This is a genomic window from Longispora sp. NPDC051575, from assembly GCF_040681875.1.
In the GTDB taxonomy this organism is placed as follows: Bacteria; Actinomycetota; Actinomycetes; order Mycobacteriales; family Micromonosporaceae; genus Longispora.
In genome coordinates this window covers 652,280-677,153 of the sequence record NZ_JBFAZP010000003.1, presented here as the reverse complement: position 1 = coordinate 677,153, position 24,874 = coordinate 652,280, and the positions used below count along the sequence as shown (strand labels likewise).

At 73.6% G+C, this 24,874-nt stretch carries 26 protein-coding genes and 1 pseudogene; 20 read left to right on the top strand and 7 right to left on the bottom strand.

Annotated elements, in window-relative coordinates; all coding sequences use genetic code 11:
• Positions 1-157: 157 nt before the first annotated feature.
• The 3 genes from AB0M43_RS10485 to AB0M43_RS10475 are packed head-to-tail and all read left to right on the top strand — an operon-like array spanning position 158 to position 2,264.
• On the top strand, positions 158-967 hold the full coding sequence (locus AB0M43_RS10485) for a hypothetical protein (RefSeq protein WP_363723115.1): 810 nt from the start codon (positions 158-160) through the stop codon (positions 965-967).
• Positions 964-1,635, top strand: a complete 672-nt coding sequence (locus AB0M43_RS10480; protein WP_363723113.1) for a DUF4166 domain-containing protein — start codon at positions 964-966, stop codon at positions 1,633-1,635. The genes AB0M43_RS10485 and AB0M43_RS10480 overlap by 4 nt, the downstream gene beginning before the upstream one ends.
• Entirely contained in the window at positions 1,632-2,264 is a 633-nt protein-coding gene (locus tag AB0M43_RS10475; RefSeq protein WP_363723111.1) for a TetR/AcrR family transcriptional regulator, read from the top strand. Before AB0M43_RS10480 ends, AB0M43_RS10475 begins: the two co-directional genes overlap by 4 nt.
• A gap of 38 nt (positions 2,265-2,302) precedes the next feature.
• Here AB0M43_RS10475 and AB0M43_RS10470 read toward each other — a convergent pair whose 3' ends face one another.
• Positions 2,303-2,854, bottom strand: a complete 552-nt coding sequence (locus AB0M43_RS10470) for a peroxiredoxin-like family protein (RefSeq protein ID WP_363723109.1) — start codon at positions 2,852-2,854, stop codon at positions 2,303-2,305.
• A gap of 39 nt (positions 2,855-2,893) precedes the next feature.
• On the opposite strand from AB0M43_RS10470, the gene AB0M43_RS10465 reads away from it, so the two are divergent.
• Together AB0M43_RS10465 and AB0M43_RS10460 are read left to right on the top strand one after the other, a co-directional pair.
• Positions 2,894-3,511 (top strand): TetR/AcrR family transcriptional regulator, encoded by a 618-nt coding sequence (locus AB0M43_RS10465; protein ID WP_363723107.1) that lies wholly within the window; start codon positions 2,894-2,896, stop codon positions 3,509-3,511.
• Between the two features lie 147 nt (positions 3,512-3,658).
• On the top strand, positions 3,659-5,467 hold the full coding sequence (locus AB0M43_RS10460; protein ID WP_363723105.1) for a hypothetical protein: 1,809 nt from the start codon (positions 3,659-3,661) through the stop codon (positions 5,465-5,467).
• A 117-nt stretch (positions 5,468-5,584) separates the two neighbouring features.
• Here AB0M43_RS10460 and AB0M43_RS10455 read toward each other — a convergent pair whose 3' ends face one another.
• Positions 5,585-6,160: an RICIN domain-containing protein gene (locus tag AB0M43_RS10455; protein WP_363723103.1), complete on the bottom strand. Its 576-nt coding sequence runs from the start codon at positions 6,158-6,160 to the stop codon at positions 5,585-5,587.
• 228 nt (positions 6,161-6,388) lie between these two features.
• The gene (locus AB0M43_RS10450) at positions 6,389-6,499 is read right to left on the bottom strand and encodes a hypothetical protein (RefSeq protein ID WP_363723102.1); all 111 of its coding nucleotides are present in this window, start codon (positions 6,497-6,499) and stop codon (positions 6,389-6,391) included.
• Between AB0M43_RS10450 and AB0M43_RS10445 the strand changes: the two genes are divergently transcribed.
• From AB0M43_RS10445 to AB0M43_RS10410, 8 genes are all read left to right on the top strand, one after another.
• Positions 6,498-8,597 carry an MMPL family transporter gene (locus tag AB0M43_RS10445; RefSeq protein ID WP_363723101.1) on the top strand — a complete coding sequence of 700 codons (2,100 nt, stop codon included), beginning with the start codon at positions 6,498-6,500 and terminating at the stop codon, positions 8,595-8,597. The two genes, AB0M43_RS10450 and AB0M43_RS10445, sit on opposite strands and share 2 nt — an antisense overlap.
• A gap of 4 nt (positions 8,598-8,601) precedes the next feature.
• On the top strand, positions 8,602-9,753 hold the full coding sequence (locus AB0M43_RS10440) for a sensor histidine kinase (protein WP_363723099.1): 1,152 nt from the start codon (positions 8,602-8,604) through the stop codon (positions 9,751-9,753).
• A complete protein-coding gene (locus AB0M43_RS10435; RefSeq protein ID WP_363723097.1) occupies positions 9,750-10,388 on the top strand; it encodes a response regulator transcription factor in 639 nt (212 codons plus the stop codon). The genes AB0M43_RS10440 and AB0M43_RS10435 overlap by 4 nt, the downstream gene beginning before the upstream one ends.
• A gap of 105 nt (positions 10,389-10,493) precedes the next feature.
• A complete protein-coding gene (locus tag AB0M43_RS10430; RefSeq protein ID WP_363723095.1) occupies positions 10,494-11,135 on the top strand; it encodes a dioxygenase in 642 nt (213 codons plus the stop codon).
• A gap of 29 nt (positions 11,136-11,164) precedes the next feature.
• On the top strand, positions 11,165-12,163 hold the full coding sequence (locus AB0M43_RS10425) for a LysR family transcriptional regulator (RefSeq protein ID WP_363723093.1): 999 nt from the start codon (positions 11,165-11,167) through the stop codon (positions 12,161-12,163).
• Positions 12,164-12,255: 92 nt separating this feature from the next.
• Positions 12,256-12,543: a DUF1905 domain-containing protein gene (locus AB0M43_RS10420; protein WP_363723091.1), complete on the top strand. Its 288-nt coding sequence runs from the start codon at positions 12,256-12,258 to the stop codon at positions 12,541-12,543.
• A 43-nt stretch (positions 12,544-12,586) separates the two neighbouring features.
• Entirely contained in the window at positions 12,587-13,522 is a 936-nt protein-coding gene (locus AB0M43_RS10415; RefSeq protein ID WP_363723089.1) for a hypothetical protein, read from the top strand.
• A 55-nt stretch (positions 13,523-13,577) separates the two neighbouring features.
• Complete coding sequence (locus AB0M43_RS10410; RefSeq protein WP_363723087.1) at positions 13,578-14,138, top strand: hypothetical protein; 561 nt, start codon at positions 13,578-13,580, stop codon at positions 14,136-14,138.
• A gap of 140 nt (positions 14,139-14,278) precedes the next feature.
• On the opposite strand, the gene AB0M43_RS10405 is transcribed toward AB0M43_RS10410, so the two are convergent.
• A complete protein-coding gene (locus AB0M43_RS10405) occupies positions 14,279-15,607 on the bottom strand; it encodes a glycosyl hydrolase family 18 protein (RefSeq protein ID WP_363723338.1) in 1,329 nt (442 codons plus the stop codon).
• A 354-nt stretch (positions 15,608-15,961) separates the two neighbouring features.
• On the opposite strand from AB0M43_RS10405, the pseudogene AB0M43_RS10400 reads away from it, so the two are divergent.
• Positions 15,962-16,246 (top strand): annotated as a pseudogene (locus AB0M43_RS10400) (HU family DNA-binding protein); the annotation flags it as partial.
• A gap of 78 nt (positions 16,247-16,324) precedes the next feature.
• Here the strand turns inward: AB0M43_RS10400 and AB0M43_RS10395 are convergent.
• Together AB0M43_RS10395 and AB0M43_RS10390 are read right to left on the bottom strand one after the other, a co-directional pair.
• The gene (locus tag AB0M43_RS10395) at positions 16,325-16,909 is read right to left on the bottom strand and encodes a YdeI/OmpD-associated family protein (RefSeq protein WP_363723085.1); all 585 of its coding nucleotides are present in this window, start codon (positions 16,907-16,909) and stop codon (positions 16,325-16,327) included.
• A gap of 2 nt (positions 16,910-16,911) precedes the next feature.
• Positions 16,912-17,322, bottom strand: a complete 411-nt coding sequence (locus AB0M43_RS10390) for a VOC family protein (RefSeq protein WP_363723084.1) — start codon at positions 17,320-17,322, stop codon at positions 16,912-16,914.
• Positions 17,323-17,551: 229 nt separating this feature from the next.
• On the opposite strand from AB0M43_RS10390, the gene AB0M43_RS10385 reads away from it, so the two are divergent.
• Complete coding sequence (locus tag AB0M43_RS10385; protein WP_363723082.1) at positions 17,552-17,833, top strand: hypothetical protein; 282 nt, start codon at positions 17,552-17,554, stop codon at positions 17,831-17,833.
• 5 nt (positions 17,834-17,838) lie between these two features.
• Here the strand turns inward: AB0M43_RS10385 and AB0M43_RS10380 are convergent, their stop codons facing one another.
• Complete coding sequence (locus AB0M43_RS10380; RefSeq protein WP_363723080.1) at positions 17,839-19,257, bottom strand: short-chain fatty acyl-CoA regulator family protein; 1,419 nt, start codon at positions 19,255-19,257, stop codon at positions 17,839-17,841.
• A gap of 241 nt (positions 19,258-19,498) precedes the next feature.
• Between AB0M43_RS10380 and AB0M43_RS10375 the strand changes: the two genes are divergently transcribed.
• Genes AB0M43_RS10375 through AB0M43_RS10355 form a run of 5 tightly spaced genes read left to right on the top strand, consistent with a single transcriptional unit; the run spans position 19,499 to position 24,840 of the window.
• A complete protein-coding gene (locus AB0M43_RS10375; protein ID WP_363723078.1) occupies positions 19,499-20,998 on the top strand; it encodes a CoA-acylating methylmalonate-semialdehyde dehydrogenase in 1,500 nt (499 codons plus the stop codon).
• Between the two features lie 5 nt (positions 20,999-21,003).
• The gene (locus AB0M43_RS10370) at positions 21,004-22,134 is read left to right on the top strand and encodes an acyl-CoA dehydrogenase family protein (protein ID WP_363723076.1); all 1,131 of its coding nucleotides are present in this window, start codon (positions 21,004-21,006) and stop codon (positions 22,132-22,134) included.
• Entirely contained in the window at positions 22,131-23,150 is a 1,020-nt protein-coding gene (locus AB0M43_RS10365) for an enoyl-CoA hydratase/isomerase family protein (protein WP_363723074.1), read from the top strand. Before AB0M43_RS10370 ends, AB0M43_RS10365 begins: the two co-directional genes overlap by 4 nt.
• Positions 23,147-24,055, top strand: a complete 909-nt coding sequence (gene mmsB, locus AB0M43_RS10360; RefSeq protein WP_363723072.1) for a 3-hydroxyisobutyrate dehydrogenase — start codon at positions 23,147-23,149, stop codon at positions 24,053-24,055. Before AB0M43_RS10365 ends, mmsB begins: the two co-directional genes overlap by 4 nt.
• Positions 24,052-24,840, top strand: a complete 789-nt coding sequence (locus AB0M43_RS10355; RefSeq protein WP_363723070.1) for an enoyl-CoA hydratase — start codon at positions 24,052-24,054, stop codon at positions 24,838-24,840. The genes mmsB and AB0M43_RS10355 overlap by 4 nt, the downstream gene beginning before the upstream one ends.
• The last annotated feature ends 34 nt before the right edge of the window (positions 24,841-24,874 follow it).

Genomic DNA, 24,874 nt, shown 5'->3' with positions numbered 1-24,874 from the left:
GTCGCCCGCCGGCCCGGGCGCGTCGGCTGAGCCTACCGGGACAGGCCCCGGCGGCGACTCCGGTGATCTGGTGGCGCCGATCATAGTTGAGCGTGCGCTCAAGTCCGCTATCCTTTGAGTTGAGCGAACGCTCAAACAGGGGAAAGGGGCTGGTCGGATGGCACGCCGCCCGGTGTACGAGGAGACCCTGGTCCGCGCCGACCTCGACGACCTCTGGCGGCACACCCAGGAACCTGACCGCCACCAGAGGTGGGACCTGCGCTTCACCTGGATCGAGTACCTGCCGCGCGCCGACGCCGACGCCCCGCAGGAGTTCCGGTACGCGGTCCGGCTCGCCCCGGGCGTGACCGTCGACGGCACGGGCGCCACGGTCGGCGACCGGCACGGGGCGGGCGGCAGCCGTACCTCCGCGCTGGTCTTCGGTTCCGACCACCCGCTCTCGCTGATCCGCTCCGGCTCGGGCTACTGGCGCTACGTGCCCACCCCCGACGGGATCCGCTTCCTCACCGGCTACGACTACCGCCCCCGCTGGGGCACGGCGGGCCGGCTGGCCGACGCGCTGTTCCGCCCGGTGATGGGCTGGGGGACAGCCTGGTCGTTCGACCGGCTCCGGCTCTGGCTGGAGAACGGCACCCCGCCGGAGACGTCCCTGCGCCGGGCGCTGCTGGACGTCGCAGGCCGGCTCGTGGCGGTCGGGGCGGCGTGGATGTTCGCCCCGTGGCCGGTCGCGGCGCTGGTGACCGTGGCCGCGTTCCTCGCCCCGCCCCTGCCGACCACCCCGGCCGCCCGGCGCTGCCGCCGCCGCCCGCCGGACCGCCGGAGCGCCACTCCGCCGGCCGCGTTGCCGGCCCTCCGGAACCGGCTGCCAGCCCCGGCTCCCCGGCGGCGGCCCACCCCGGCGCTCCGGAACCGGCGGCCCGCCCACCAGGACCAGACACCCCTCACCCCGCACCGGAGTACACGATGACCTCGATCTTCCAGCAGGCGCTCGGCGCCGACTTCGACCGGCTGCACCCCCAGCTGCGGCGCCGGTTCGGGTTCTCCAGCGCCGACGGACTGGCCTGCACCGGCACCGGCACGATGGACCGGGTCTGGCGGGGCGGCGGCTTCACCCGGCCGTTCCTCGCCCTCGGCGCCCGGCGGCACATCCTGGTGCCCGCCGAGGGCCGCGACGTGCCGTTCACGATCCGCAACTGCGCGTACCGCGACTCGCTGGGCCGCGAGACGGTCACGTTCGCCCGGACGTTCTGGCTCGGCGGGCCCCGGCACTGGGACGCGACCATGGTCTACAGCCCCGAACGCGGTGTGGTCGTCGACTACCTGGGCACCCACCAGCACCTGGCCGTGGACCTGCGCCTGTCGGTGGACGACCGGGGCGGCCTCGTGATCCGCTCCGGCGAGCAACGCCTGCACGAGGGCGCCCTGCACTGCCGGATCCCCGCCCTGCTCACCGGTGCCGCCGAGGTCCGCGAGTCCTACGACGAGGAGCTGGGCGGGTTCCGGATCCGGGTGTCGGTGACCAACCGCCGGTTCGGGCCGCTGTTTGGCTACCATGGCACCTTCACCGCCACCTACACCGAGGGCGATCCCGTGCCGGCCACCGTCCGACCGCTCCGCGAGACCGCGTCGGCGTGACCGACACCCGGACCCGGCTGCTCGACGGCGCCCTGGCGACGCTGCGGGACAAGGGCATCGCCGGCACCTCCGCCCGGACGATCGCGGCCGCCGCCGGGGTCAACCAGGCTCTGGTGTTCTACCACTTCGGCACGGTCGACGAGCTGCTCGCCGCCGCCTGCGCGCACGGGGCGACGGCCCGGGTCGCCGCCTACGCGGACCGCTTCGCCACCGTCACCTCGTTGGCGGAGCTGCTCCAGGTGGGCGTGGAACTGCACGAGGAGGAGCGCGCGGAGGGCAACGTCGTCGTCCTGGCCCAGATCCTGGCCGGCGCGCAGGCGGAGCCCAAGCTCGCCCCGGCGGCCGCCGCCGCGCTGAACCTGTGGATCGCCGAGATCGAGACCGTGCTGCACCGGGTCCTGGCCGACTCGCCCCTCGGTCCGGTGCTCGACGTGCCCGGCCTGGCCCGGTCCGTCTCGGCGGCCTTCATCGGCTTCGAACTCTACGACGGGGTGGACCCGGACGGCGCCGCCCGGGCGATGTCGGCCCTCGCCCAGCTCGGCGCGCTCCTCACCCTCGTCGAGGACCTCGGCCCGACCACCCGGCGGCTGCTGCGGTCCCGGATCCGCAAGGCGACGACCGGCTCCTGAGCCCCGGCCACCGTCGAAGAAGCCGGTGACCCGGCCCGTCAGTCGCGGGCCGGGCTGAGCGCGGCGGCGTGTCCGAGGAGTTCGTCGACGGACCACTGGTCGTACGCGTGGGTGCCGAGCCTGCTGGCCAGCACCGTGCCGTCCGGCGCGATCAGGAAGTCCGCCGGCAGCCCGAGCCGCCCGCCCGCCGGGCTGTTCGCCGGCAGGTGCTCCGTGCGCCGGACGACCGCGACCAGGCCGCCGAGGACGGCGCGGAGGACCGGCAGCCACACCCGGGGGTCGAGCAGCGCGCGCCGGCCGGACTCCACGCCGAACTCCCGGTAGAGCCGCTTGTCGGGATCGGCGACCACCGCGAACGGCAGGTCGGCCGCGTGCCGGGCGAGTTCGGCGGCGGGGGAGTGGAAGACGACGAGCTCGGTGATCCCGGCGGCCGTGATCTCGTCGTGGCGCACCACGATGGACCGCAGGTGCATGTTGCACACCGGGCAGCCGGCGAACCGGCGGAACTGCAGGTGCACGAGGCGGCCGCGGTCGTCGGGGAGGGCGGCGGGGGAGGCGTTGACGGTGTCGAGGAGCCGGGGGGTGACCATGGCTGTCCTTCCGTAGGGGTACGCCGTACGCTTACGACTATGCCACGGCCCCGCAGCCTCACCCACGCCGACATCGGCACCGCCGCGCTCGCCGTCCTCGACCGCGACGGCCCGGCGGCGCTGACCATGCGCGCCGTCGCCACCGAGCTCGGCGTCGGCACGATGTCGCTGTACCGGTACGTCACCGACCGCGAACAGGTCGAGTCCCTGGTCGTCGACGCCGTGCTGGCGGGCGTGGGCGACCGGCCGCCCCCGGGGGACTGGGCCGGGCGGGTGACCGCGCTCTGCGGCCGGGTCCGGGACGCCGTCGGTGCGCACCCGGCCGTGGTGCCCCTGATGCTGGTCCACCGGCACACGTCCGTCGGCACCGTCCGGTGGGGCGAGGCGGTGCTGACCGTCCTGACCGGGGCCGGGTTCGCCGGTGCCGCGCGGGTGACCGCGTTCCGGTCGGTGCTGAGCTACGTGCTCGGCGCGTTGCAGGTCGAGCACCTCAGCCCGTTGTCCGGCGGCGGCACGGCGGCGCTGGCCCGACTGCCCAGGTCCGCGTACCCGACGCTGGCCGCCACGGCCGCCGACGCCCGCGAGGTCACGGCCGACCAGCAGTTCGACGTGGGCCTGGCCGCCCTGCTGCACGGGCTCGACGCGCACCGGAGGTGAGAAGGTCTGCGGCCCCGGTCTGGGGCGAACCGACCGTCCGGACCCTGGGATTGCGGGCCGAGTTGATATCCGGGCGGTATTCCTCTGCTGTTCCGCTCGTGCATGATTCCCCTCATGACAAGGCCTTACTTAGTAAGGGATTCTGGGGTGCGAGCCAGGATCGTGGCGTCCGTGGGTGCGGGGAACGTGGTGAATCTGGTCGGCCCGCTCGGGGTCGGCAAATCGCGGATCCTCGCCGGGCTCGACGGCGCGGTGGTCGTGGACATGTCCCAGCGGTACGCGCCGTCGAGGCTGAGACGCGCGCTGTCCGCCGGGGTGGGCGTCGTGGTGGCCGACAGCGTCGACAGCCCACGGGCCGTGGCGGCGACCGCCCAGGCTGTCGGGCGGGCCGGGATCGCGGTCGTGGTGGTCAGCCGTCGGCGGCTGTGGTCCTGGGACGGGTGGACGGCCGGCGACGTCGTCACCGTCGAGGTCGAGCCGCGATCCGACGCCGACATCGACGCCCTGGCCGTCGGTTGCCAGGTCGCCGATCCCGCGCGCCGCGACCTCGTCGTGCGGCTGGCCATGGGGATCCCGCTTCTCGCCGAGGCCGCGTGCCGCGCGCTGCACGCCGGCTCTCCTGTGGACACCGCGGGTCCGGTCGCCGACCGGCTCTCGCGGGTCGTGCTCGACCGACTCGCGCGGGAACAACCGGACGGCCACCGGTGGCAGCGGGCACTGAACCTGCTCGCGGCCGTCGGTCCCGGAGACGACGAACTGCTGGCCGCGCCGCCGGAGGTCTTCGAGACGCTGGCGGGGCTGAGTGTCGTGACGCGCACCGAGCTGGGCCTCGGTGTGTCGGAGCCCTACAGGACGGTCCTGGACCTCGCCCACCGCTGGCGGCGACCCCTGGAACACCGCTCCGCCCTCACCGTGGCCGCCTCACACGGCCGCCGGCTGCTGGGCGTCACCCGCGACCAGCACCGCCGGGCGCGGCTCGTGGTCCAGGGACTGTTCCTCACCGACGAACCCCTCGTCCGGGACGCGGTCTTCCCGCCCGTCCGGCGACCGATGTCCGTCGAGCACGCCGCACCCGGCGACGGCGACACTGTCGAACGCCTGACCCGGCGGTGGGTGCGGTACAGGGGTCTCGACCTGGGGGGAACCGACCGGATCCTGGGCCTGTTGCTGGAGCAGGCGCCGGAGGCGTTCCTCCTCGCCCGCGACCCCGAAGGCCACCCCATCGGGATCGCCACGGCCGTTCCGATCCGGGAGGCGACCATCGCGAGTGTCGAACCACTGCTCCAGCAGCACACCGCGACCCTGCTCACCGGGCCGCCCGGCGTGCTCATCGCCAGCGCGTACTGCGAGCAGCCCGACGGCCACGCGGCCCTGCTGCGACGCATGATCACGCTGGGCGTCCAGTACGGGCGGGTCGTGGTCCGCACCCCGCACCTGCACTACCAACGCCTCGTGGCCGCCCTGGGATTCACCCACCACGGCACGCCCCGCGACGACGTGTACCGGTGCGGCCGCCCTCCGGAGATCTACAGCCACGACTTCACACCCGAGACGCTGCCCGGCTGGTTGGAGGCCCTCAGTCGAGCCACTCCGGGGCCGGGGGCCGTGGCCCGGCAGCTCGGGGACCTGGTCGGTGAGGCGTTCGACCAGCTCCACGACCCCGAGGCCCTGGCCCGCAGTCCGCTGTTGGCCTTCGAACACACTCCGAGCGCCCGTCGGCTGCGGGACTGGCTCCGGCACGCCGCGGAGACCCTCGCCGCCAGCGGTAGCCCGGCCGAGGCCGAGGCCGGCCAGATCCTCGTGCTCTACCACCTGCGGCGCGCGCCGGCCCACCACGTGGTGGCCCGGCAGTTGCACCTGACGCGGTCGACCTACTTCCGCCGCCGACAGCAGGGTCTGAGGACCGTGACCGGGTGGTTCCGGGCGGCGGTGGTCGAGTCGGCCGGGACGGTGTGACCGTGACGCTGACCTCGGCGGCAGGCACTACGGACTGTAGGTCCCTTCGGGAATTCCCGAAGGGACCTACAGCTCATACGTCGTCTCAGCGATGCTGTCGAGCGCCGAACTCAGGACCTATTCCTGGTTGGAGCCCCCGCCGCCCCCGCCCCCGCCGCCGCCCCCGCCGCCACCGGAGGCGGCGGTGAAGTGCCACCGCTGGCCCGGGAAGGCGCCGCAGGTGGTCTGGTCGAGCGGCTGCCCGCTCCAGGTCTTGCCCCAGGCGACCCCCATGCACAGACCGGTGGCCTGGTTCCTGAGCCGGTAGGTGTCGTCGCCGAGCGACTCGGCCGCCCACACCGCCAGGGGACCGCAGTTCCAGCTCGGCTGCTGAACGATCTCGGCGTGGTCGAACAGGGACTGCGGCATGATGCACATCCCCGTCGACCTGACCATGAAGGTGTACAGGTTGCCGCCGGCCGACGTACCCCTGAACTGCTTGTTGTTCATGCCGTTGCACTCGTACTGGATCAGACCGGCACCAGCCGCGTCCGAGTTGTCACCCACCGCGGCGCACATGCCCGACAGCGGACTGAACATGCTGTGGAAGGCCCCGTCGCCGGGGGAGGCCGCGCTCGCGGGGCTGGCCATCATGCCCAGCGATGCGAACACCGCGCAGGACAGGGCGGCGAGAGCCCGTGTCAGTTTCTTCAAGGATCACTCCAGATCGTGACGCTGTCGTTCACAGATGAATGGCGGTCGGGTACCCGATCCGTGGGAACAGTCAATGCGGGATCCGGACCGCCAACAAGGAAAGCCCGGGATTGTGGGACCGTTGTGGGACAGTCCCGAAAGCACCACTCCGGAACCGTCGTCCCGCGCCGGACGGCCCGCGGTCGCGAGTCCACCGGTCGACGGACCCCGGGTTCCACCGGTCGGGGCTCATGGCGGACCCCACCCCGCGACCAGCATGGACACCATGAGAAACCTGCCAGTGCGGGCCGCCCGGTGGAGCGCCGTACACCCCTGGAAAGCGATTGTCGGTTGGTTCATGTTCGTCGTTCTGTGCCTGGGCGCCGGGCTCGCGTCCGGCGGCAACCCGGCCACCACCGAGGACTACCGGATCGGCGAGGCCGGCCGGGCCGAGACCATGGCCGCCGAGGGCGGACTGCAACAACGACCCCTGGAACGGGTACTGATCACCGCCCGGCCCGGCGGCACCCTGGACGCGCGCGCCGACGCCGCCGCCCGCGACGTGGCCGACCGGATGCGCGCGCTACCCGAGGTGCGGTCGGTCGCCGCACCGGTGCGCTCGGCCGACGGCGCCGCGCTCCGGGTGGACGTGACCCTGCACGGCGCGGAACTCGACGGGAAGAAGCACGTCGCCCCGCTGCTGGCCCGGACGGCGGCGGTCCAGGCCGCGTACCCGGATCTCCTGGTGGAGGAGACCGGCGGCCCGTCGATCGGCGAGGGCATCGACCAGCTGCGCGGCGACGACCTCGCCCGGACCGAGCTGATCGCGCTGCCGGTCACCCTGGTCACCCTGCTGCTCGTGTTCGCCTCGATCGCGATGGCCCTGGTGCCGCTGGTCCTGGCCCTGTCCTCGATCGTCGCGGCGGTCGGCCTGTCGATGCTGGCCGCGCACGTCTTCCCCGACGCCGGGGTCGGCACGAACGTCATCCTGCTGATCGGGCTCGCGGTCGGCGTCGACTACACGCTGTTCTACCTGAAACGGGAGCGCGAGGAACGGGCCCGGGCGGCCGGCCGGCTCAGTACCCGTCAGCTGGTCGATCTCGCCTCGGCCACCTCCGGCCGGGCCGTCGTGCTCTCGGGCCTCGCGGTGATCGTCTCCAGCGCGACGCTCTACCTGGCCGACGACGTCATCTTCTCGTCCATCGCGACCGGCGCGATCGTGGTCACCCTGGCGGCGGTCGTCAGCTCCCTGACCGTCCTGCCGGCGCTGCTGGTGAAGCTCGGCGAACGCTCGGAGCGCCGCGCCGCCCGCGCGGGTGCCCGGACCCGGCGGGCGAGGACCGGCGGCGGCCGGATCACCGCCGCCGTGCTGCGGCCCGTCACGAGGAGGCCCGCCGCCACCCTGGCCGTGTCGGTACTGGCCCTGCTCGCGCTCGCCGCCCCGGTACTCGCCCTGAACCTGACCGACATGGGCCGCGAGACCCACTCGCGCGCCATCGGGGCGATGCGGACCTTCGACCGGCTGAACGCGGCGTTCCCCGAGCTCAGGGCCACCCACCAGGTTGTCGTCCGGGCCGAGCCGGGCCGGGCGGCCGAGGTGGCCGGCGCGCTGCGGGACCTCGCCGGGCGGGTGCGGGCCGACCCCCTGTTCGCGGGTACGGCCGGGATCCGCACCTCCGCGGACCACCGGATCAGCGTGCTGGATCTCGCTGTCGCGCACCACAGCGGCACCCCGGCGGCCAGGGACTCGCTCCGGCGGCTCCGCGTCGATCTCGTGCCCGCCACGGTCGGCACCCTGCCCGGGGTGGACAGCGCGGTCTCCGGCGACGTGGCCCGGGCCACCGACTACCCGGCGCACCAGAAGCGGAAGCTGCCGCTGATCATCGGGGCGCTGCTGCTCGTGACGTTCGGCATGACGGTGTGGGCGTTCCGGTCCGTGGTCCTCGGCCTGGTCGGCGTGGCCCTGAACCTGCTGTCGGCCGGCGCGTCGCTCGGCGTGCTCGTCCTGACTTTCCAGGGTGAATGGGCGGAGGGGCTGCTGGCCTTCGAGTCCACCGGTTCGATCGGCTCCCGGGTGCCGCTGTTCCTGTTCGTCATCCTGTTCGGGCTGTCCATGGACTACCAGGTGTTCGTGATCAGCCGGATCCGGGAGGCCGCGCTGCGCGGGGTGCCGACCCGGCAGGCGGTCGTCGAGGGGATCCGCGGCTCGGCGGGCGTCGTGACGAGCGCGGCCGTGGTGATGGTGACCGTGTTCGCCAGCTTCGCCGCGCTGCACCTGATCGAGATGAAGCAGATCGGCTTCGTGCTGGCCGTGGCGGTGCTCCTGGACGCGTTCGTGATCCGGCTCGTGGTGCTGCCCGCGCTGATGCTGCTGCTCGGGGAGGCGAACTGGTGGCCGTCGAGGGGTGTCCGCGCGGCCGGCGCCCCGGTCGGGGCCCTGCCCGTGACCGTAGGCTGAACCCATGATCACCGGGTCGGGGAGCGGGCACTGGGCGCCGACGCTGCACCGCTGGTACACCGTCGCCTGGATCGTCCTCGGCCTGGCGCCCACCGTGATCGGGCTCCGGGACGACGTGGGCCCCCGCAAGCACCTGTCGCTCGTCCTCGTGGTCGCGATCACCGTCGGCTACGGGGTGGTGCGGCTGTTCCCGGACAACCGGCTGCTGCGGCCGTACACCTATCTGGGTCTGCTGGTCGTCGCCCTGGGGGCGATGGCGGGCCTGCCGGGCGGCGGCGCGGCACTGTTCATCGTGTCGCTCCCGCAGTTCTGGATCTTCACCGCCGGTCCACGGGCCGCGATCCTCCTCAGCGGCGCCGCGGCGGGTGCGGCGGTGGCCGGCGGGGTCCTCCAGAGCGCGGAGCTCCCCGGCGGCAAGGTGTCCTTCATCGTGGCCGGGTACCTGGCGGCCGTGCTGCTCGGGCTGGGGATCCACCGGGTCCTCGAGGAGGGCGAGGCCCGGGCGGGCCGGCTCAGCGCCGAGCTGGCCGGTGCCGAGCGTCGCCTGGTGGAGGCGCACCGGCGCCAGGGGGCGGCCGACGAACGGGAACGGCTCGCGCGCGAGATCCACGACACCCTCGCCCAGGGGTTCGCCTCCATCATCGTGCTCGCGGAGGCGGCCCGCGCCGACCCGGCCGACAGCGCCGGCCAGCTGCTGTCGATCGAGCGGACCGCCCGGGAGAACTTCGCCGAGGCCCGGGCGCTGGTCACCGCCCCGCGGGAGGCCGGCCCGGTCGCCGCGACGCTCCGCCGGGTCCTCGACCGGTTCGCCGAGGACACCGGGCTGACCGTCGACGCGGACCTGCCCGACGTGGACTGCGACCAGCCGACCCGGATCGCGCTGCTGCGCTGCACCCAGGAGTCCCTCGCGAACATCCGGAGACACGCGGGGGCGTCGACGGTGGGGGTGGTGCTCGGCCGGTACCCGGGCGGGATCGAACTGGAGATCACCGACGACGGGCGCGGGTTCGCGGTCGCCGACTCCGAGGGCTTCGGCCTGCACGGCATGCGCGGCCGGGTCGCCGAACTCGGCGGCGCGCTCACCGTGACCAGCTCGGTGGGCGACGGCACCCGCGTCCACGCCCTGCTTCCCACGAACGGACAAGGAGTGACATGACCGAAGAACCGCTCAGGGTGCTCGTGGCCGACGACCACCCCGCGATGCGGGCCGGGGTCATGGCCCTGCTGGCCGCCGAGCCCCTGATCACCGTGGTCGGCGAGGCCGCCGACGGCGGGCGGGCCGTCGAGCTGGTGGAGTCCCTCACCCCGGACGTGGCCCTGATGGACCTGCGGATGCCCGTCCTCGACGGGGTCGCCGCCACCGCCCGGATCGTCGCCGGCCCGGCCGCGACCCGGGTGCTGATCCTGACCACCTACGACACCGACGTCGACATCGAGCGCGCGGTCGAGGCCGGCGCGATCGGGTACCTCCTCAAGGACACCACCCGCGAGCAGCTCGCCGCCGCGATCCGCGCGGCGGCCCGGGGCGAGACCGTGCTCGCGCCCCGGGTGGCGCAGCGGCTCGTGGCCCGGATGCGGCAACCCGCCCAGCCGGCGCTGACCCCGCGCGAGGTGGACGTCCTGGCCGCCGTCGCCGACGGTCTGTCCAATGCCGACATCGGCCGGCGGCTCGTGATCGCCGAGGCGACGGTGAAGACCCATCTGCTGCGGGTGTTCGCCAAACTGGACGTCAGCGACCGGACGCACGCCGTCGTCGTGGCGCTGGACCGGGGCCTGCTGCCCCGGCCATAGCTTGAAAGCTATGCCCATGTCGTATTTTTCACCGCACCGGAAACCTGTCAGGGTTCCTCCGACAGGGCTTGTGACAAGCCTCACAACGACTTCGGAGGCACCATCATGGACGACTCGGCATCCCGGCGCAGGATCCTCCAGGCGGGCGCGGCCGCGGGGCTCGCCGCCGTGGGCCTGGCGGTCACCGGCTCCGGCTCCCCGGCCAGCGCCGCCCCGCTGAAGCTGACCCAGAGCTGCCGCGACGGCGACCAGACGCCCAGCCAGATGGAGGGGCCGTTCTTCAAGCGCAACTCGCCCCAGCGGACCAACCTCGTGGTCGGCGGAGTGAGCGGCGTGCTGCTCAGCCTGCGTGGCACCGTCTACACCCAACGGTGCGTGCCGATCCCGGGCGCGCTGCTCGAGTTCTGGCAGGCCGACCGGTACGGCCGGTACGACAACGTCGGCTACACGCTGCGCGGGCACCAGTACTCCGCGGCCGACGGCACCTACTCGCTGGAGACCGTCGTGCCGAAGGACTACCGGGACGGCGCCACGTTCCGCACCTCCCACATCCACGTGAAGGTGCAGCGCCCCGGCGGCCGGATCCTGACCTCCCAGCTGTACTTCCCCTCCACCACCCAGGCGTACGGGATGAACGTGGGCCTGAACAACAGCCGCGACTCCCTCTACGCCCGGAGCCTGGAGATCGTCCTCGGCCCCCTGGCGAACAACCGCTATCCGGGTACGTTCGACTTCGTGATCCGGTGAACTCCGCCACCAGCGCCTAGGATGCGATGGTGGAGCTCGAAATCCGACATCTCCGGGTGGTCTGTGCCATCGCGGACGCGGGCGCGGTGAGCCGGGCGGCGGCGGCCCTCGGCGTGTCCCAGCCCGCCCTCGCCGCCCAGCTGCGCCGGATCGAGGACCAGCTCGGCGGCCCGCTGTACACCCGGGGCCGGTCCGGGGTCGTCCCCACCGAACTGGGCGAGTTCGTCCTCGCGCAGGCCCGCGACATCCTCGGCCGGGTCCGCGACCTCCAGGCCGCCTCCGTGTCGCTGGCCCGCGGCGGCCCCCGACCGTCCCGGGTCGGGGGCTCGCCCGGGGTCTTCTTCACGAGCATGCTCGACCATCTCCAGGAGGCCGACAGCGCCCGGCCGGTGGAGAGCAGGACCGAGCCGACGGTCGCCCGGCTCCTGGAACTCCTCGGGAGCCGGGCCCTCGACGGGATCATGCTGCACGAGTTCCCGGGCTCCCCGCCGACGCTGGGCGACCACGTCCTGCACCGCGCGGTCGCCGACTCGCCCGAGTTCGTCATCCTGCCCGCCGGGCACCCGCTCGCCGGGGAGCGCGAGGTGCGGCTGTCCGACCTCGCGACCGATCACTGGGTACTGCCGCCGTCCAGTGGCGACGGCCAGCGCGGCTACCTGCGGGCCACCTGCGAACGGGCCGGCTTCCTGCCCCGGGTCACGCACGAGACCGCCGACCCGGAGTCCGCGGTGGCCCTGATCCGGCGGGGCCAGGCCATCGGGATCGCGTCCGCCACGTTCCAGCCGCGTCCCGGGGTGGTGGTGCGGCCGTTGGAGGGGAACCCGCTGCGCTGCCGGTACCTGCTCGCGTGGTGGGCCGACCGCCCGCTCGCCCGGCACGTGGCCGGCCTCACCGACCGGGCCCGGCGGGACTACGCGGCCACGGCCCTGAGCCGCCCGTGCTTCGCGGACTGGCTGAAGCTGCACGACATCGACCGGGACCGGATCGTGGACCCGTGGGGCCAGCTCGCCGAACCCCTGCGGCCCTGACCCCGGCCGGTCGCCGAGTATCTGCCATCCCGGTCGGCGACCAGGATCGGCCTCTCGCGGCGCACACTCCCACCTGCTCCTATCCTGGTGCCATGGACCTGGAATTCAGTGGTGAGGTGTGGTTCTGGAAGGGCCCCGCGCCGTGGCACTTCGTGACCGTGCCGGAGGAGGAGTGCGGGGCGCTGGAGTCCGCGTCCGCGTCCGTGACCTACGGCTGGGGCATGATCCCGGTGACGGCCCGGATCGGCGACACCGCGTGGACGACGTCGCTGTTCCCGAAGGACGGGCGCTACCTCGTGCCGCTGAAGACCAGGGTCCGCGGGGCCGAGGCGATCGAGGTCGGCGACACGGTGACGATCCGCCTGACCGTGGACGTCTGACCGGCCCCGGGAAACTGTCGGTCCCTGCGGCTACGATCCGTGCGTGATCGAGGATCTGGTGCGCGCGGCCGCTGACGAGGACGACGACGCCCTGGAGGAGCTGGAACGGCTCGCGGGCACCGACCCGGCCGCCCTGACGCCGCACCTGGCGCGGCTGCTCGACAGTGGAGTGTCCTGGCCGCCGACCCTGTTCCGGGCCGCCGACCACCGGGTGGTCCAGCGGATCGTGGCCCGGGTCGACGCGGGCGCCCCGGACAACCTGAACCACCTGCTGCTGATCCTCGCCCACCACCGGGGCGAGGAGGCCACCGCCGCGCTGCGCCGCTGGCTGGGCGAGCCGCCGCCGGGCATGGACGCCCTGCCCGTCGACGTGGCGGAGTTCGTCCGGCAGGGTGGTCGGGTCCTCACGGACGTCACGGAACGCGACCTGTGCGGCCCGGTCGCCTACGCCCTGGAGTTGGCGGAGACGCCGCCCGTGGCCGGGGACGGCTGCCCGTGGTGCGCCTCCCCGCTGTGGACCGCCCTGGACCTCGACACCGCCCGCCCTGACGTCGGCGCGGCGCTCGCCCACACGGGCTGGTCGGGCCGGCTGCGGATCACGACGTGCTTCCTGTGCGCGAACGTCACGACGCTGTACACGGACGTGACCCCCGACGGCGGCGCGACCTGGTCGGCCCGCAACCACCAGCCGGACCACCTCCCGGGCCCCGCCGAGCCGCCGCCGGCCCTGCTGCCGGTGGTCGGGGAGCGCCGGCCCACGCCGTACCTGGCCAGCGCGTGGCACGAGGGGGGCTCGACCCTCGGCGGCGCGCCGGACTGGATCCAGGAGGCCGGCTACCCCGACTGTGCCGGCTGCGGCCGGGCCATGGACTACGTCGGGCTGATCGGCGGGGCCGACCTGACCTTCGGCGAGGGCGCCTACTACCTGTTCCTGCACGCCCCGTGCGACCTCGCCGCGGTCAACTACCAACAGAGCTAGGGGGGTACACCCGCCGGGGCACCCCGGGCCCGGTCACGCTCGGTACGCTGCCGGGATGTCGGACCCCACCGCGCGCCCGCCGCTGTCCCTGCCGGCCATGGTCCGCCTGCTCGCCGACCACGGGGTGGACTGGGTGCTCACCGGCTCCACGGTGCTGGCGCTGCACGGCGCGGACCTGGTCCCCGCCGACCTCGACGTCACCCCGGCGACGGACCAGGACAATCTGGACCGCCTGGCGGGGGCGCTGGTGGCGGCCGGGGCGGTGCCCGCGTACACGCCGGGCTGGCGCGAGGACTTCACCCTCGACACGTGCCGGGCGTGGCGGCCGGAGCCGGCGACCGAGGAGCGGCTGGAGTACCTGTACGTCACCCGGCACGGGATGCTGGACGTGCCGTTCCGGCTGTGCGGAGAGTACGGGGAACTGGCGCGGGGCGCCGAGACGGTGGACGTGGCGGGCGTACCCGTCGAGGTGTGTGCCCTGTCCGAGGTCCTGGACCGGGTCACGGCGCTGACCAGCCCGAAGCACCTGGCGCGGGCCGGGGTCTACGCCGGGCTCCGCGACCGGGCGGGGTCGGCGCGGGAGGGGGTCGGTCGACTGCTCGACCGGCTGCGCTGACCGCCGCCCGGAAGCCCTCGGGTCGCGGAATCGGCGACCCGACACGCACCGGGATCGGGAGACCCCGGCCGGCCGCGGCCACCAGGGCCTCGCCGGCCGGACGGGGGCACCCCGACGGTGGGTGCCCCCGCACGGAGCCGTCAGCGGCCCTGGAGGCCCCGGACGTTGTCGCCGAACGTCCAGTTCTTCGACCCGTCCCAGTTGATGGACCAGGTCATCAGCCCCTTGAGCTGACCGTTGTACGTGTTCCAGCTCTGCCCGACCAGCCCGGTCGACATGTAGCCGCCGCCCGCGCCCGGCTGGGCCGGCAGCCCCGGGACCTGCTTGTCGAACGGCACCTTGATGGTGACGCCCTGGATGACGAGCCCGGTGTTGAGGCAGTTGGTCTGGGCGACGAAGCCCGCGACCGTGCCGGCGGAGTACGAGTCGCCGGCGCAGCCGTACATGCTGCCGTTGTAGTACTGCATGTTGAGCCACCACAGCCGGCCGTTGTCGGCGTACTTCTTGATGATCGGCAGGTAGGAGCCCCAGATCGAGCCGTAGGTGACGCTGCCGCCGGTGACGTAGGCGGTCTCCGGGGCCATGGTCAGGCCGAAGTTCGACGGCATGGCCGCGAGCACCCCGTCGATGATCCGGATCAGGTTCGCCTGCGACGGGGACAGCGTGTTGATGTTGCCGCTGCTCGACAGCCCGGTCTCGATGTCGATGTCGATGCCGTCGAAGTTGTACTTCTTCAGCAGCGGCACCACGGTCGCGACGAACTTGTCCGCCACTGTGGACGAGCTCAGGTCGATGCCCGCGGTCGCGCCGCCGATCGACATCAGGATGGTGAGCCCGGCGGCCTTGGCCGCGCACATCTCGGCAGGGGTGGCGACCTTGACGGTGGCGTCCATGCCGTCCTGCCACAACACGGTGCCGTCGTTGAGGATCACCGGGAACGCCGCGTTGATCACGTTGTAGCCGTGCTGGCGGATCCGGGGGTCGGTGATCGGGGTCCAGCCGAACGGCGGGTGCACGCCGTTGGAGGCGCCGTCCCAGTTCTCCCAGTAGCCGTGCAGGACCTTGCCGGTCGGGCGGGACTTGACCGCGCAGGTCTCACCGCCCGGGTCGACGGTGGGGGAGACCGTCGGCGAGGCCGGGGGAGTCGTCGGAGGCCTGGTCGTCGGCGGGGCCGTCGTCGGGGGCCGGGTGGTCGGCGGCGCGGTCGTCGGGGGCCGCGTCGTCGGGGGTGCCGTGGTCGGGACGCCGTCGCAGGCGCCGAGGTCCTTCCACAGCGAGGCGGCGGCGACCGGGTTCCAGCCCGCGCCGACCGGGGCGGTGTGCGCGACCCGGGCCTCGTAGGTGCGGCCGAGGTAGCTCACCTTGGCGCCGACGGCGTAGGGGACGCCCTCCGCCCACGCCGGGGACGTACACGGCGCGGCGGCCACGAGCGTGCCGTTGAACGTGCCGGCCTGGCCGTTCGGTGCGATGACCAGCGCGCTCAGGGCGGTGACCGCGGCGCTGACGGCGAGGGCCACGGCCCAGCGTGGCGGCTTCACGACGTGCCTTCCTGGGCGTGGCGGGCGGCGGACTGTGGGCGCACTGCGGTGGTGCTCGAGGGGTATGTGTTCCACATCCCGTTATTGTTAAGAACGTTTGCTGTCAATGTCTACGGGTACGGGCGTGCCAACTTCCCCGCCGACGACCTGCGGGTTCGCTCCGGCGCGGGACCGCGCGGCGGTGCCCCTCCCCAAATTCAGGTCATATCTCTGCAGATTCGGGCACTCCATGACGTTGGGTGTGCGCACAATGTCGTCAGTGTCATGACGGTTGAGGAGGCTGGGTTGAACAAGGGTGAGCTGATTGAGGCCATGGCCCCGCGCCTGGGCAGTAAGGCTGCGGCGAGCGAGGCCCTGGAGGCGGTGCTGTCGGAGATCTCCGCGCAGGTGGCGCGGGGGGAGCGGGTGTCCCTGCCGAACTTCGGCTCCTTCGAGAAGCGCAAGCGCGCGGCCCGGACCGGGCGCAACCCGCAGACCGGGGCCGAGATCAAGGTGAAGGCCACCAACGTGCCGGCCTTCAAGCCGGGGGCCGGGTTCAAGGAGATGGTCGCCGCGGGCAAGGTCCCGAAGACCAAGCGCTGACGACGGACCCCGCCGGCCGGCCGCCACGGTGCCCGGCCGGCGGTGCCGTGCGGGCCGACCGGGTGGTCAAGCGACGTCCGTGGCCTCCAGTGCCGCCAACGCCCGCTCCAGCTGGGACGCCCGCCCCTTCTCCGTCCGCGCGGTCGCGAGCTTCAGCAGCACCGCGTACCGCTCGGTCCGGCCGAGCGCCTCGAACGCCCGCGCCGCCCCGGGACTCGCGGCCAGCGCGGCGGCCAGGTCCGGCGGGACGGTCGCGGTGCGCTGCGACTCGTACGCCGCCGCCCAGCGGCCGTCCGCCTTCGCGGCGTCCACCTCGGCCCATCCGGACGGCCGCATCCGCCCGGCCGCCTCCAGCTCGGCGACCTTGGCCACGTTGACCTGCGACCACCGGCTGCGCGGCCGGCGCGGCACGTACTTCTGCAGGTAGTAGGTCTCGTCCAGGGATCTGCGCTGGCCGGAGATCCAGCCGTAGCACAGGCCCACGTCGACCGCCTCGTCGCTGGTCAACGACGGGATGCCGGTGCCCGCCTTCGCGAGCTTCAGCCACACCCCGGCGCCGAGGTCGACGTGGTCGTCCAGCCAGGCCTCGAACGCGGCGGGGTCACGGAACGCGAGCACCTCGGCCTCCGGCGCGGCGGGTCCCGTCGGCACGGCTACCGTCCCGCGAGGATGTCGAGGTAGTGCTGGTTGTACATCACGCCCAGCACGTTGCCGAACGGGTCGACGACCGAGGCGGTGACGAACCCCGGGCCGCGCTCGGTGACCCCCTGGAGCTGCTTCGCGCCCAGCGACACCAGCCGCTCCAGCGCCCCCGCGACGTCGTCGACGTGCCAGTAGACGAGGGCGCCGCCCGGCGCGGTCGCCAGCTCCGGCGGGGCGAACCGGCGGTCGATGATGCCCAGCTCGGCCTGGTGGTCGCCGATCCGGAACTCGACGTAGCCGGGGCCGCGACCGGCGGCCTCGCTGGTGAAGTACGGCTCGACGCCGAGGAGGTCCGTGTACCACCGGGTCGCGGCGGGCAGGTCCTCCGCCCAGAGGTTCAGAGTGCTCAGTCCGCGCAGCATGGTGGTTCCCTCTCCTCGCGCCGTGATGATCACGTGCCCCGAACCTAACAGCCGCCCCTGACAGTTTTCCTACACGTTCCCATCGGGCGCCCCGGGGATTCGTACCCGTCGAATTGTCAGATTTTGTGGGGTGTCGCTGCCAGGATGATGCGGGGACAACTTCGGCCGCTCCCAACGGACGCGGGGCCTCGGCCCACGGCGCGGAGTGCCACGACGGGGGGACAGAGCAGTGGGGATTCGCAGCACGGCAGTCTCAGGGGTCCTGCTCGCCGCCGCGCTCGGCGCGCTCGCCGTGCCGGGGCCGGCGGCCGCCGAACCCGGTTCGCACTGCTGGCACGCGGTGCAGCAGACCAGGGCCGACCTGCGCGACGCCGGCGCGCCCAGCGACGCCACCGACTGGGAGGGCGTGCGCGACGACGCCCGCGGCTACCTCGACGCCCACCCGTCCGGCCCCCAGTCGGAGGCCCTGCGCGGGGACGTCAACAACCTGAACCACCACTGCGCCGCGTAGGACCGTCAGCGGGGCGCCACGATCGGGTACGGCGTCCCGGTGTGCCGCCGCTCGTCCACGGACAGCCGCCCCCCGGCCGGCGGGCGGGCCCGCTGGGCGCAGTCCCGGCGTTCGCAGATCCGGCAGCCCAGCCCGATCGGGGTGGCCGCGCGCGGGTCCTCCAGGGCCACGCCCTCGGAGTAGACGAGGCGGGCGGCGTGCCGCAGTTCGCAGCCCAGGGCGATGGCGAACGTGCTGCGCGGGGCGCGGTGGCCCCGGCCGCCCCGGTGGATGGTGCGCGCGAGCCAGAAGTACCGCTTGCCGTCGGGCATCTCGGCGACCTGGGTGAGGATCCGGCCCGGGGCGGCGAACGCCTCGTACACCGTCCACAGCGGACAGGTGCCGCCGAGCCGGGAGAAGTGGAAGTCCGTGGCCGACTGGCGTTTGGAGATGTTGCCGGCCCGGTCCACCCGCAGGAACGAGAACGGGACACCGCGCAGCCCGGGGCGTTGCAGGGTGCTCAGCCGGTGGCAGACGGTCTCGAAGCCGGTCCCGAACCGGTTGCCCAGCAGCTCGATGTCGTAGGCCAGCTCCTCGGCGGCCGCGTGGAACCGGGCGTAGGGCATCAGGAGGGCGCCCGCGAAGTAGTTGGCCAGGCCGATCCGGGCCAGCGCCCGGGTGGTGGGCGTGTCCAGGCCGGGCCCGGTGGCCAGGGCGCTGAGCGCCGAGCCGTGTTCGAGGAACGCGACCTGGGTGGCGAGCTGGAACGCCCGCTGGGCCTCGCTGAGCCGGGCGGACAGGAACACCGTGCCCCGCTCCGGGTCGTACCGGCGGCTGTCCCCGGCGGTGGCGGTCTGGCTGACCACGACCTGGACCCCGTGCAGGTCGGCCAGGTGCGCGGTGAGGGCGGCCGCGCTGCGTCCCGGGGCCAGGCCCAGGCGGTCGGCGGTCCGTTCTGCGACCGTGTCCAGGACGTCGAAGTAGTTGTGGTGCTCGTAGAAGAAGTCCCGGACGTCGTCGTGCGGTTCGCTGGCGGAGTACTCGCCGGTCTCACCCGGCCCGGCGAGCGCGGCGGCCTGCTCGGCGGCGTCGCGGTACCGGCGGTGCACGGCGACCAGCGCCCGGGCGATCGCCGGATGGTCCCGGACGATCTCGGCGATCTCCTCGGTGTCCACGTCCTCCCCGGCGGCCTCGTCGGCGAGCGCCGCGCGCACGTCGGTGGACAGGTGCACGGTCCCGGTGTCGGCGAAGTACGCCGGATCGGTGCCCAGCACCTCGGCGATCCGGACGAGCACGTTGGCGGTCAGCGGCCGCTGGTTGTTCTCGATCTGGTTGTAGTAGCTGGTGGACAGGTCGAGCCGGCGGGCCAGTTCGACCTGGCTGAGGCCGTGGTCCCGACGGAGCCGGCGTAGCCGGGCGTGCGCGTAGATCTTGGTCTTGTCCATGGCGTTCCCCAGCGGGTCGGGGCTGTGACTGTTGCGAACATAGCATTCGCAAATTCCGCAAAGTTTGCGGTTTCGCTGGCTCCGAAGGGTGAAAATCCGCAGATCCCGCCCCTCGACGGGGGACTGCCGGGCGCCGGATGCTGGCCCGGGCCGCACGCTCCGCCGGTACCCGACGAAGGGGTGTCGGTCCGGTCTGCGGCCGGCACCGGACACGGCCCGCCCGACCACGAAGGGTTCCACGATGGACCAGCTCACCCACTTCCTCGGCGGCAAGCGCGTCGCCGGCACCTCCGGCCGCTTCGGGGAGGTGTTCGACCCCAGCCGGGGACACGTCGCCCGCCACGTCCCGCTCGCCTCGGCCGAGGAGACCCGGACCGCGATCAGCGACGCCGAGGCCGCCCAGCCCGCCTGGGCCGCGCTCAACCCGCAGCGCCGCGCCCGGGTACTGATCAGGTTCCTGGAACTCCTGCACCGCGACGCCGACGAGCTGGCCGCCGTCCTGTCCGCCGAGCACGGCAAGACCGTCGCCGACGCGCACGGCGACCTCCAGCGCGGCATCGAGGTGCTGGAGTTCGCGATCGGCATCCCGCACCTGCTCAAGGGCGAGTTCACCGACAACGCGGGCACGGGCATCGACGTGTACTCCATGCGCCAGCCCCTCGGCGTCGTCGCCGGCATCACCCCGTTCAACTTCCCGGCCATGATCCCGCTGTGGAAGGCCGCCCCGGCCCTGGCCTGCGGCAACGCGTTCATCCTCAAGCCCAGCGAGCGGGCGCCGTCCGTGCCGCTGCGGATCGCGGAGCTGTTCGTCGAGGCCGGCGGCCCGCCCGGGGTGTTCAACGTGGTCAACGGCGACGCCGAGGCCGTCGACACCCTGCTGACCGACCCCCGGATCGCCGCCGTCGGCTTCGTCGGCTCCTCCGCCGTCGCCCAGCACGTCTACTCCACGGCCACCGCGCACGGCAAGCGCGCCCAGTGCTTCGGCGGCGCGAAGAACCACGCCCTCGTGATGCCCGACGCGGACCTCGACCAGGTCGTCGACGCCCTGATCGGCGCCGGCTACGGCTCGGCCGGCGAACGCTGCATGGCGATCTCCGTCGCCGTCCCCGTCGGCCGGGCCACCGCCGACGCCCTCGTCGCCAAGCTCACCGAACGCGTCGCCGGGCTGCGGGTCGGGGCCGCCGACGACCCGACCGCGGACTTCGGGCCCCTGGTCACCGCCGACGCCCGCAACCGGGTCCGCGACTACGTGGCGCTGGGCGTCACCGAGGGCGCCACCCTCGTCGCCGACGGCCGGGGCCTCGCCGTCGACGGCCACCCGGACGGCTTCTACCTGGGCGCGACCCTGTTCGACCACGTCACGCCCGAGATGCGGATCTACCAGGAGGAGATCTTCGGACCGGTACTGTGTGTGGTCCGGGCCGCCGACTACGAGGCCGGCCTGCGCCTGATCGACGGGCACCCGTACGGCAACGGGGTCGCGATCTTCACCCGCGACGGGGACACCGCCCGCGACTTCACCCACCGGGTGCGGGTCGGCATGGTCGGCGTCAACGTGCCGATCCCGGTGCCGATCGCCTACCACACCTTCGGCGGCTGGAAGGCGTCCGGCTTCGGCGACCTCAACCAGCACGGCCCCGACGCGATCCGGTTCTACACCCGGACGAAGACCGTGACCTCCCGCTGGCTGTCCCAGGGCGTCCGCGACGGGGCCAGCTTCGTGATCCCGACGATGGGCTGAGCGGCATGCGACTCACCGACGACCAGCGCGCCCTCGCCGACACGGCCGCCGGGTTCGCCGCCGAGTGCCTCGCCCCGCACGCCGTCGCCTGGGACCAGGAGAAGTACTTCCCCGTCGACGTCTTGCGCAAGGCCGCCGGCCTCGGACTCGGCGGGGTGTACGTGGCCGAGGAGCACGGCGGCAGCGGCCTCGGGCGGCTCGACGCGGCCCTGGTCTTCGAGGCCCTCGCGGGCGGCTGCCCGTCGATCGCCGCGTACATCTCCATCCACAACATGGTCGCCTGGCTGATCGACCGGCACGGCGACGACGCCCAACGGGCCCGGTACCTGCCGGGACTGTGCGCCATGGACGCCCTGGGCTCCTACTGCCTGACCGAACCGGGCGCCGGCTCCGACGCCGCCGCGCTGACCACCCGGGCCCGGCGCGACGGCGGCGACTGGGTCCTCGACGGGGTCAAACAGTTCATCTCCGGCGCGGGCGTCGCCGAGGTGTACGTGGTCTTCGCCCGCACCGGCGGCCCCGGAGCCGGCGGCATCTCCGCGTTCCTCGTCGAACTGGGCACCCCGGGCCTGTCCTTCGGCCCGAACGAGAAGAAGATGGGCTGGAACGCGCAGCCCACCCGCCAGGTCGTCCTCGACAGCGCCCGGGGCGAACTCCTCGGCGCGGAGGGCGGCGGGTTCCGGCTGGCCATGGCCGCGCTCGACGGCGGCCGGCTCAACATCGGGGCCTGCTCGCTCGGCGGGGCCCAGGCCGCCCTGGACCGGGCGGTCACGTACCTGCGCGACCGGCGCGCGTTCGGCCTGCCGCTCGCCGACGCCCAGGCGCTGCGGTTCCAGGTCGCCGACGCCCACACCCAGCTGGAGGCCGCCCGGCTGCTGCTCTGGCAGGCCGCCGACGCGCTCGACCAGGGCGCGACGGGGGCGGTCGCCCTGTGCGCGATGGCCAAGCGGCTGGCCACCGACACGGGCTTCGACGTCGCCAACACCGCGCTCCAACTGCACGGCGGCTACGGCTACCTCACCGAGACCGGGATCGAGAAGATCGTCCGGGACCTGCGGGTGCACCAGATCCTCGAGGGCACGAACGAGATCATGAGGGTCGTCATCGCCCGCGACATCCTGGGAGCCGCCGCATGAGCCTGCCACCCGTCCTCGCCCGCGTCACCGGTCGCCTCGGCCGGATCACCCTGAACCGGCCGCGCGCCATCAACGCGCTCACCACCGAGATGGTCCGCACCGTCCAGCACGCCCTCGACCTGTGGGCCGGCTCCGACCGGATCCGCACGGTGCTGATCACCGGCGCGGGGGAGCGGGGGCTGTGCGCGGGCGGGGACATCCGGGCCATCCACGGCGACGCGGTGTCCGGCGGCACGGCGTCGCTGGACTTCTGGGCCGAGGAGTACCGGCTCAACGCCCGGATCGCCGGGTACCCGAAACCGGTCGTCGCCTGGATGGACGGCCTCGTGATGGGCGGCGGGATCGGCATCGCCGCGCACGCCGCGATCCGGGTCGTCACCGACCGCTCCCGGCTGGCGATGCCCGAGGTCGGCATCGGCTTCCACCCCGACGTGGGCGGCAGCTGGCTGCTCGGCCACGCGCCCGGCCAGGTGGGGGTGCACCTGGCCCTCACCGGCGCGCCGATCGGGGCCGCCGACGCCCTGCACGCCGGCCTCGCCGACCACTACCTGCCCGCCACCCGGCTGGCCCACCTGTCCGCCGCCCTCGCCGTCGGCGAGGCGCACCAGGTCGTCGACGCCCTGGCCGAGAAGGCCCCGCCCGGGGAACTGGCCGACGCCCGGCACTGGATCGACGACTGCTACGCCGCAGCGACGGTGCCGGAGATCCTCGACCGGCTGCGCGCGCACCCCGACCCGGCCGCCCGGGCCACCGCCGAGGAGATCGCCGGCAAGTCGCCGACCTCGCTGACCGTGGCCCTGCGCTCGGTGCGGACGGCGCCCGCCCTGCCCGACCTGGAGGCGGCGCTCGCGCGGGAGTACCGGCTGTCGGCCGCCCTGCTGCGCTCGCCCGACCTCGCCGAGGGCATCCGCGCCCAGATCATCGACAAGGACCGCAACCCGCGCTGGTCGCCGGCCAGCCTCGCCGAGGTGCGCACGGCCGACATCGACGCCTACTTCGAACAGGAGCCACAATGACCGTCGTCGCATTCCTGGGCCTCGGCAACATGGGCGGCCCGATGGCCGCCAACCTCGTGAAGGCCGGACACACCGTCCACGGGTACGACCCGGCCCCCGCAGCCCTCGACACCGCGACCGCCGCCGGGGTACGCGCCACCGCCTCGGCCCTGGAGGCGACCGCGTCCGCCGAGGTGGTGGTCACCATGCTGCCCTCCGGCGGACACCTGCTCGACTGCTACGCCGCGATCCTCCCCGGGCTCGCCCCCGGCACCCTGCTGATCGACTGCTCCACGGTGGCGGTGCCCGACGCCCGCGCCGCCGCCGAACTGGCCCGCACCGCCGGCCACGTACCGGTCGACGCGCCCGTGTCCGGCGGGGTCGGCGGGGCCCGCGCGGGGACCCTGACGTTCATGGTCGGCGGCGGACCGGACGGCGTCGACCGGGCCGCCCCGCTGCTGGCCGAGATGGGCAGCCGCACCGTGCACTGCGGCGAACCGGGAGCCGGCCAGGCGGCGAAGATCTGCAACAACATGGTGCTGGGCGTGACCATGATCGCCGTCAGCGAGGCGTTCGTCCTCGGCCGGGCGCTCGGCCTGACCGACCAGGCGCTGTTCGACGTGGCGGCCACGTCCTCCGCCCAGTGCTGGTCGCTGACCAGTTACTGCCCGGTGCCCGGCCCGGTGCCGACCAGCCCCGCCAACCAGGACTACGCGGGCGGGTTCGCCAGCGGCCTGATGCTCAAGGACCTGCGGCTCGCGCACGACGCGGCCACCGGCACCGGGGTGGACACCGTGCTCGGCGCCAGCGCCGCCGGCCTGTACGCCCGGTTCGTCGACCTCGACGGCCCGGGGCGGGACTTCTCCGCGATCGTGACCGCCGTCCGCGACCGGCTGCTGGCCGGCGACCGTGAGGACCAGAGATGACCCAGGCCACCGACGAACGCACCGTGCTCGTCAGCCACCCCGCACCCGGCGTCGCCCAGCTCACCCTGCACCGGCCGAAGGCCCTCAACGCCCTCAGCCTCCAGTTGATGGCCGACCTCACCGCAGCTGCCGCCGCCCTCGACGCCGACCCGGCCGTCAAGGCGATCATCGTCACCGGCTCGGCGAAGGCCTTCGCGGCGGGGGCCGACATCAAGGAGATGCAGCCCCGGAGCTTCAGCGACATGTACGCGGCCGACTGGTTCGCCGGCTGGTCCGCCCTGACCGCCGTGCGCACCCCGCTGATCGCCGCCGTGGCCGGCTACGCGCTCGGCGGGGGCTGCGAGCTGGCCATGATGTGCGACATCCTGCTGGCCGCCGACACGGCGAGGTTCGGCCAGCCGGAGATCACCCTCGGGGTCATCCCCGGCATGGGCGGCTCGCAGCGCCTCACCCGCGCGGTCGGCAAGGCCAAGGCCATGGACCTGTGCCTCACCGGCCGGATGATGGACGCCGAGGAGGCCGAGCGCGCCGGCCTCGTGTCGCGGATCGTGCCGGCCGAGGACCTGCTCACCGAGGCGGTCGCCGTCGCGGAGCGGATCGCGGCCATGTCGGCGCCGGCCGCGCGGATGGTCAAGGAGGCGGTGAACCGGGCGTTCGAGTCCACCCTGGCCGAGGGGCTGCTGTTCGAGCGGCGGCTGTTCCACGCGACGTTCGCCACCGAGGACCAGAGCGAGGGGATGGCGGCGTTCGTGGCCAAGCGGCCCCCGCGGTTCCTGGACCGCTGACCGGGCCGGTCCACCTCCCCGTGGTGGGGTGGCG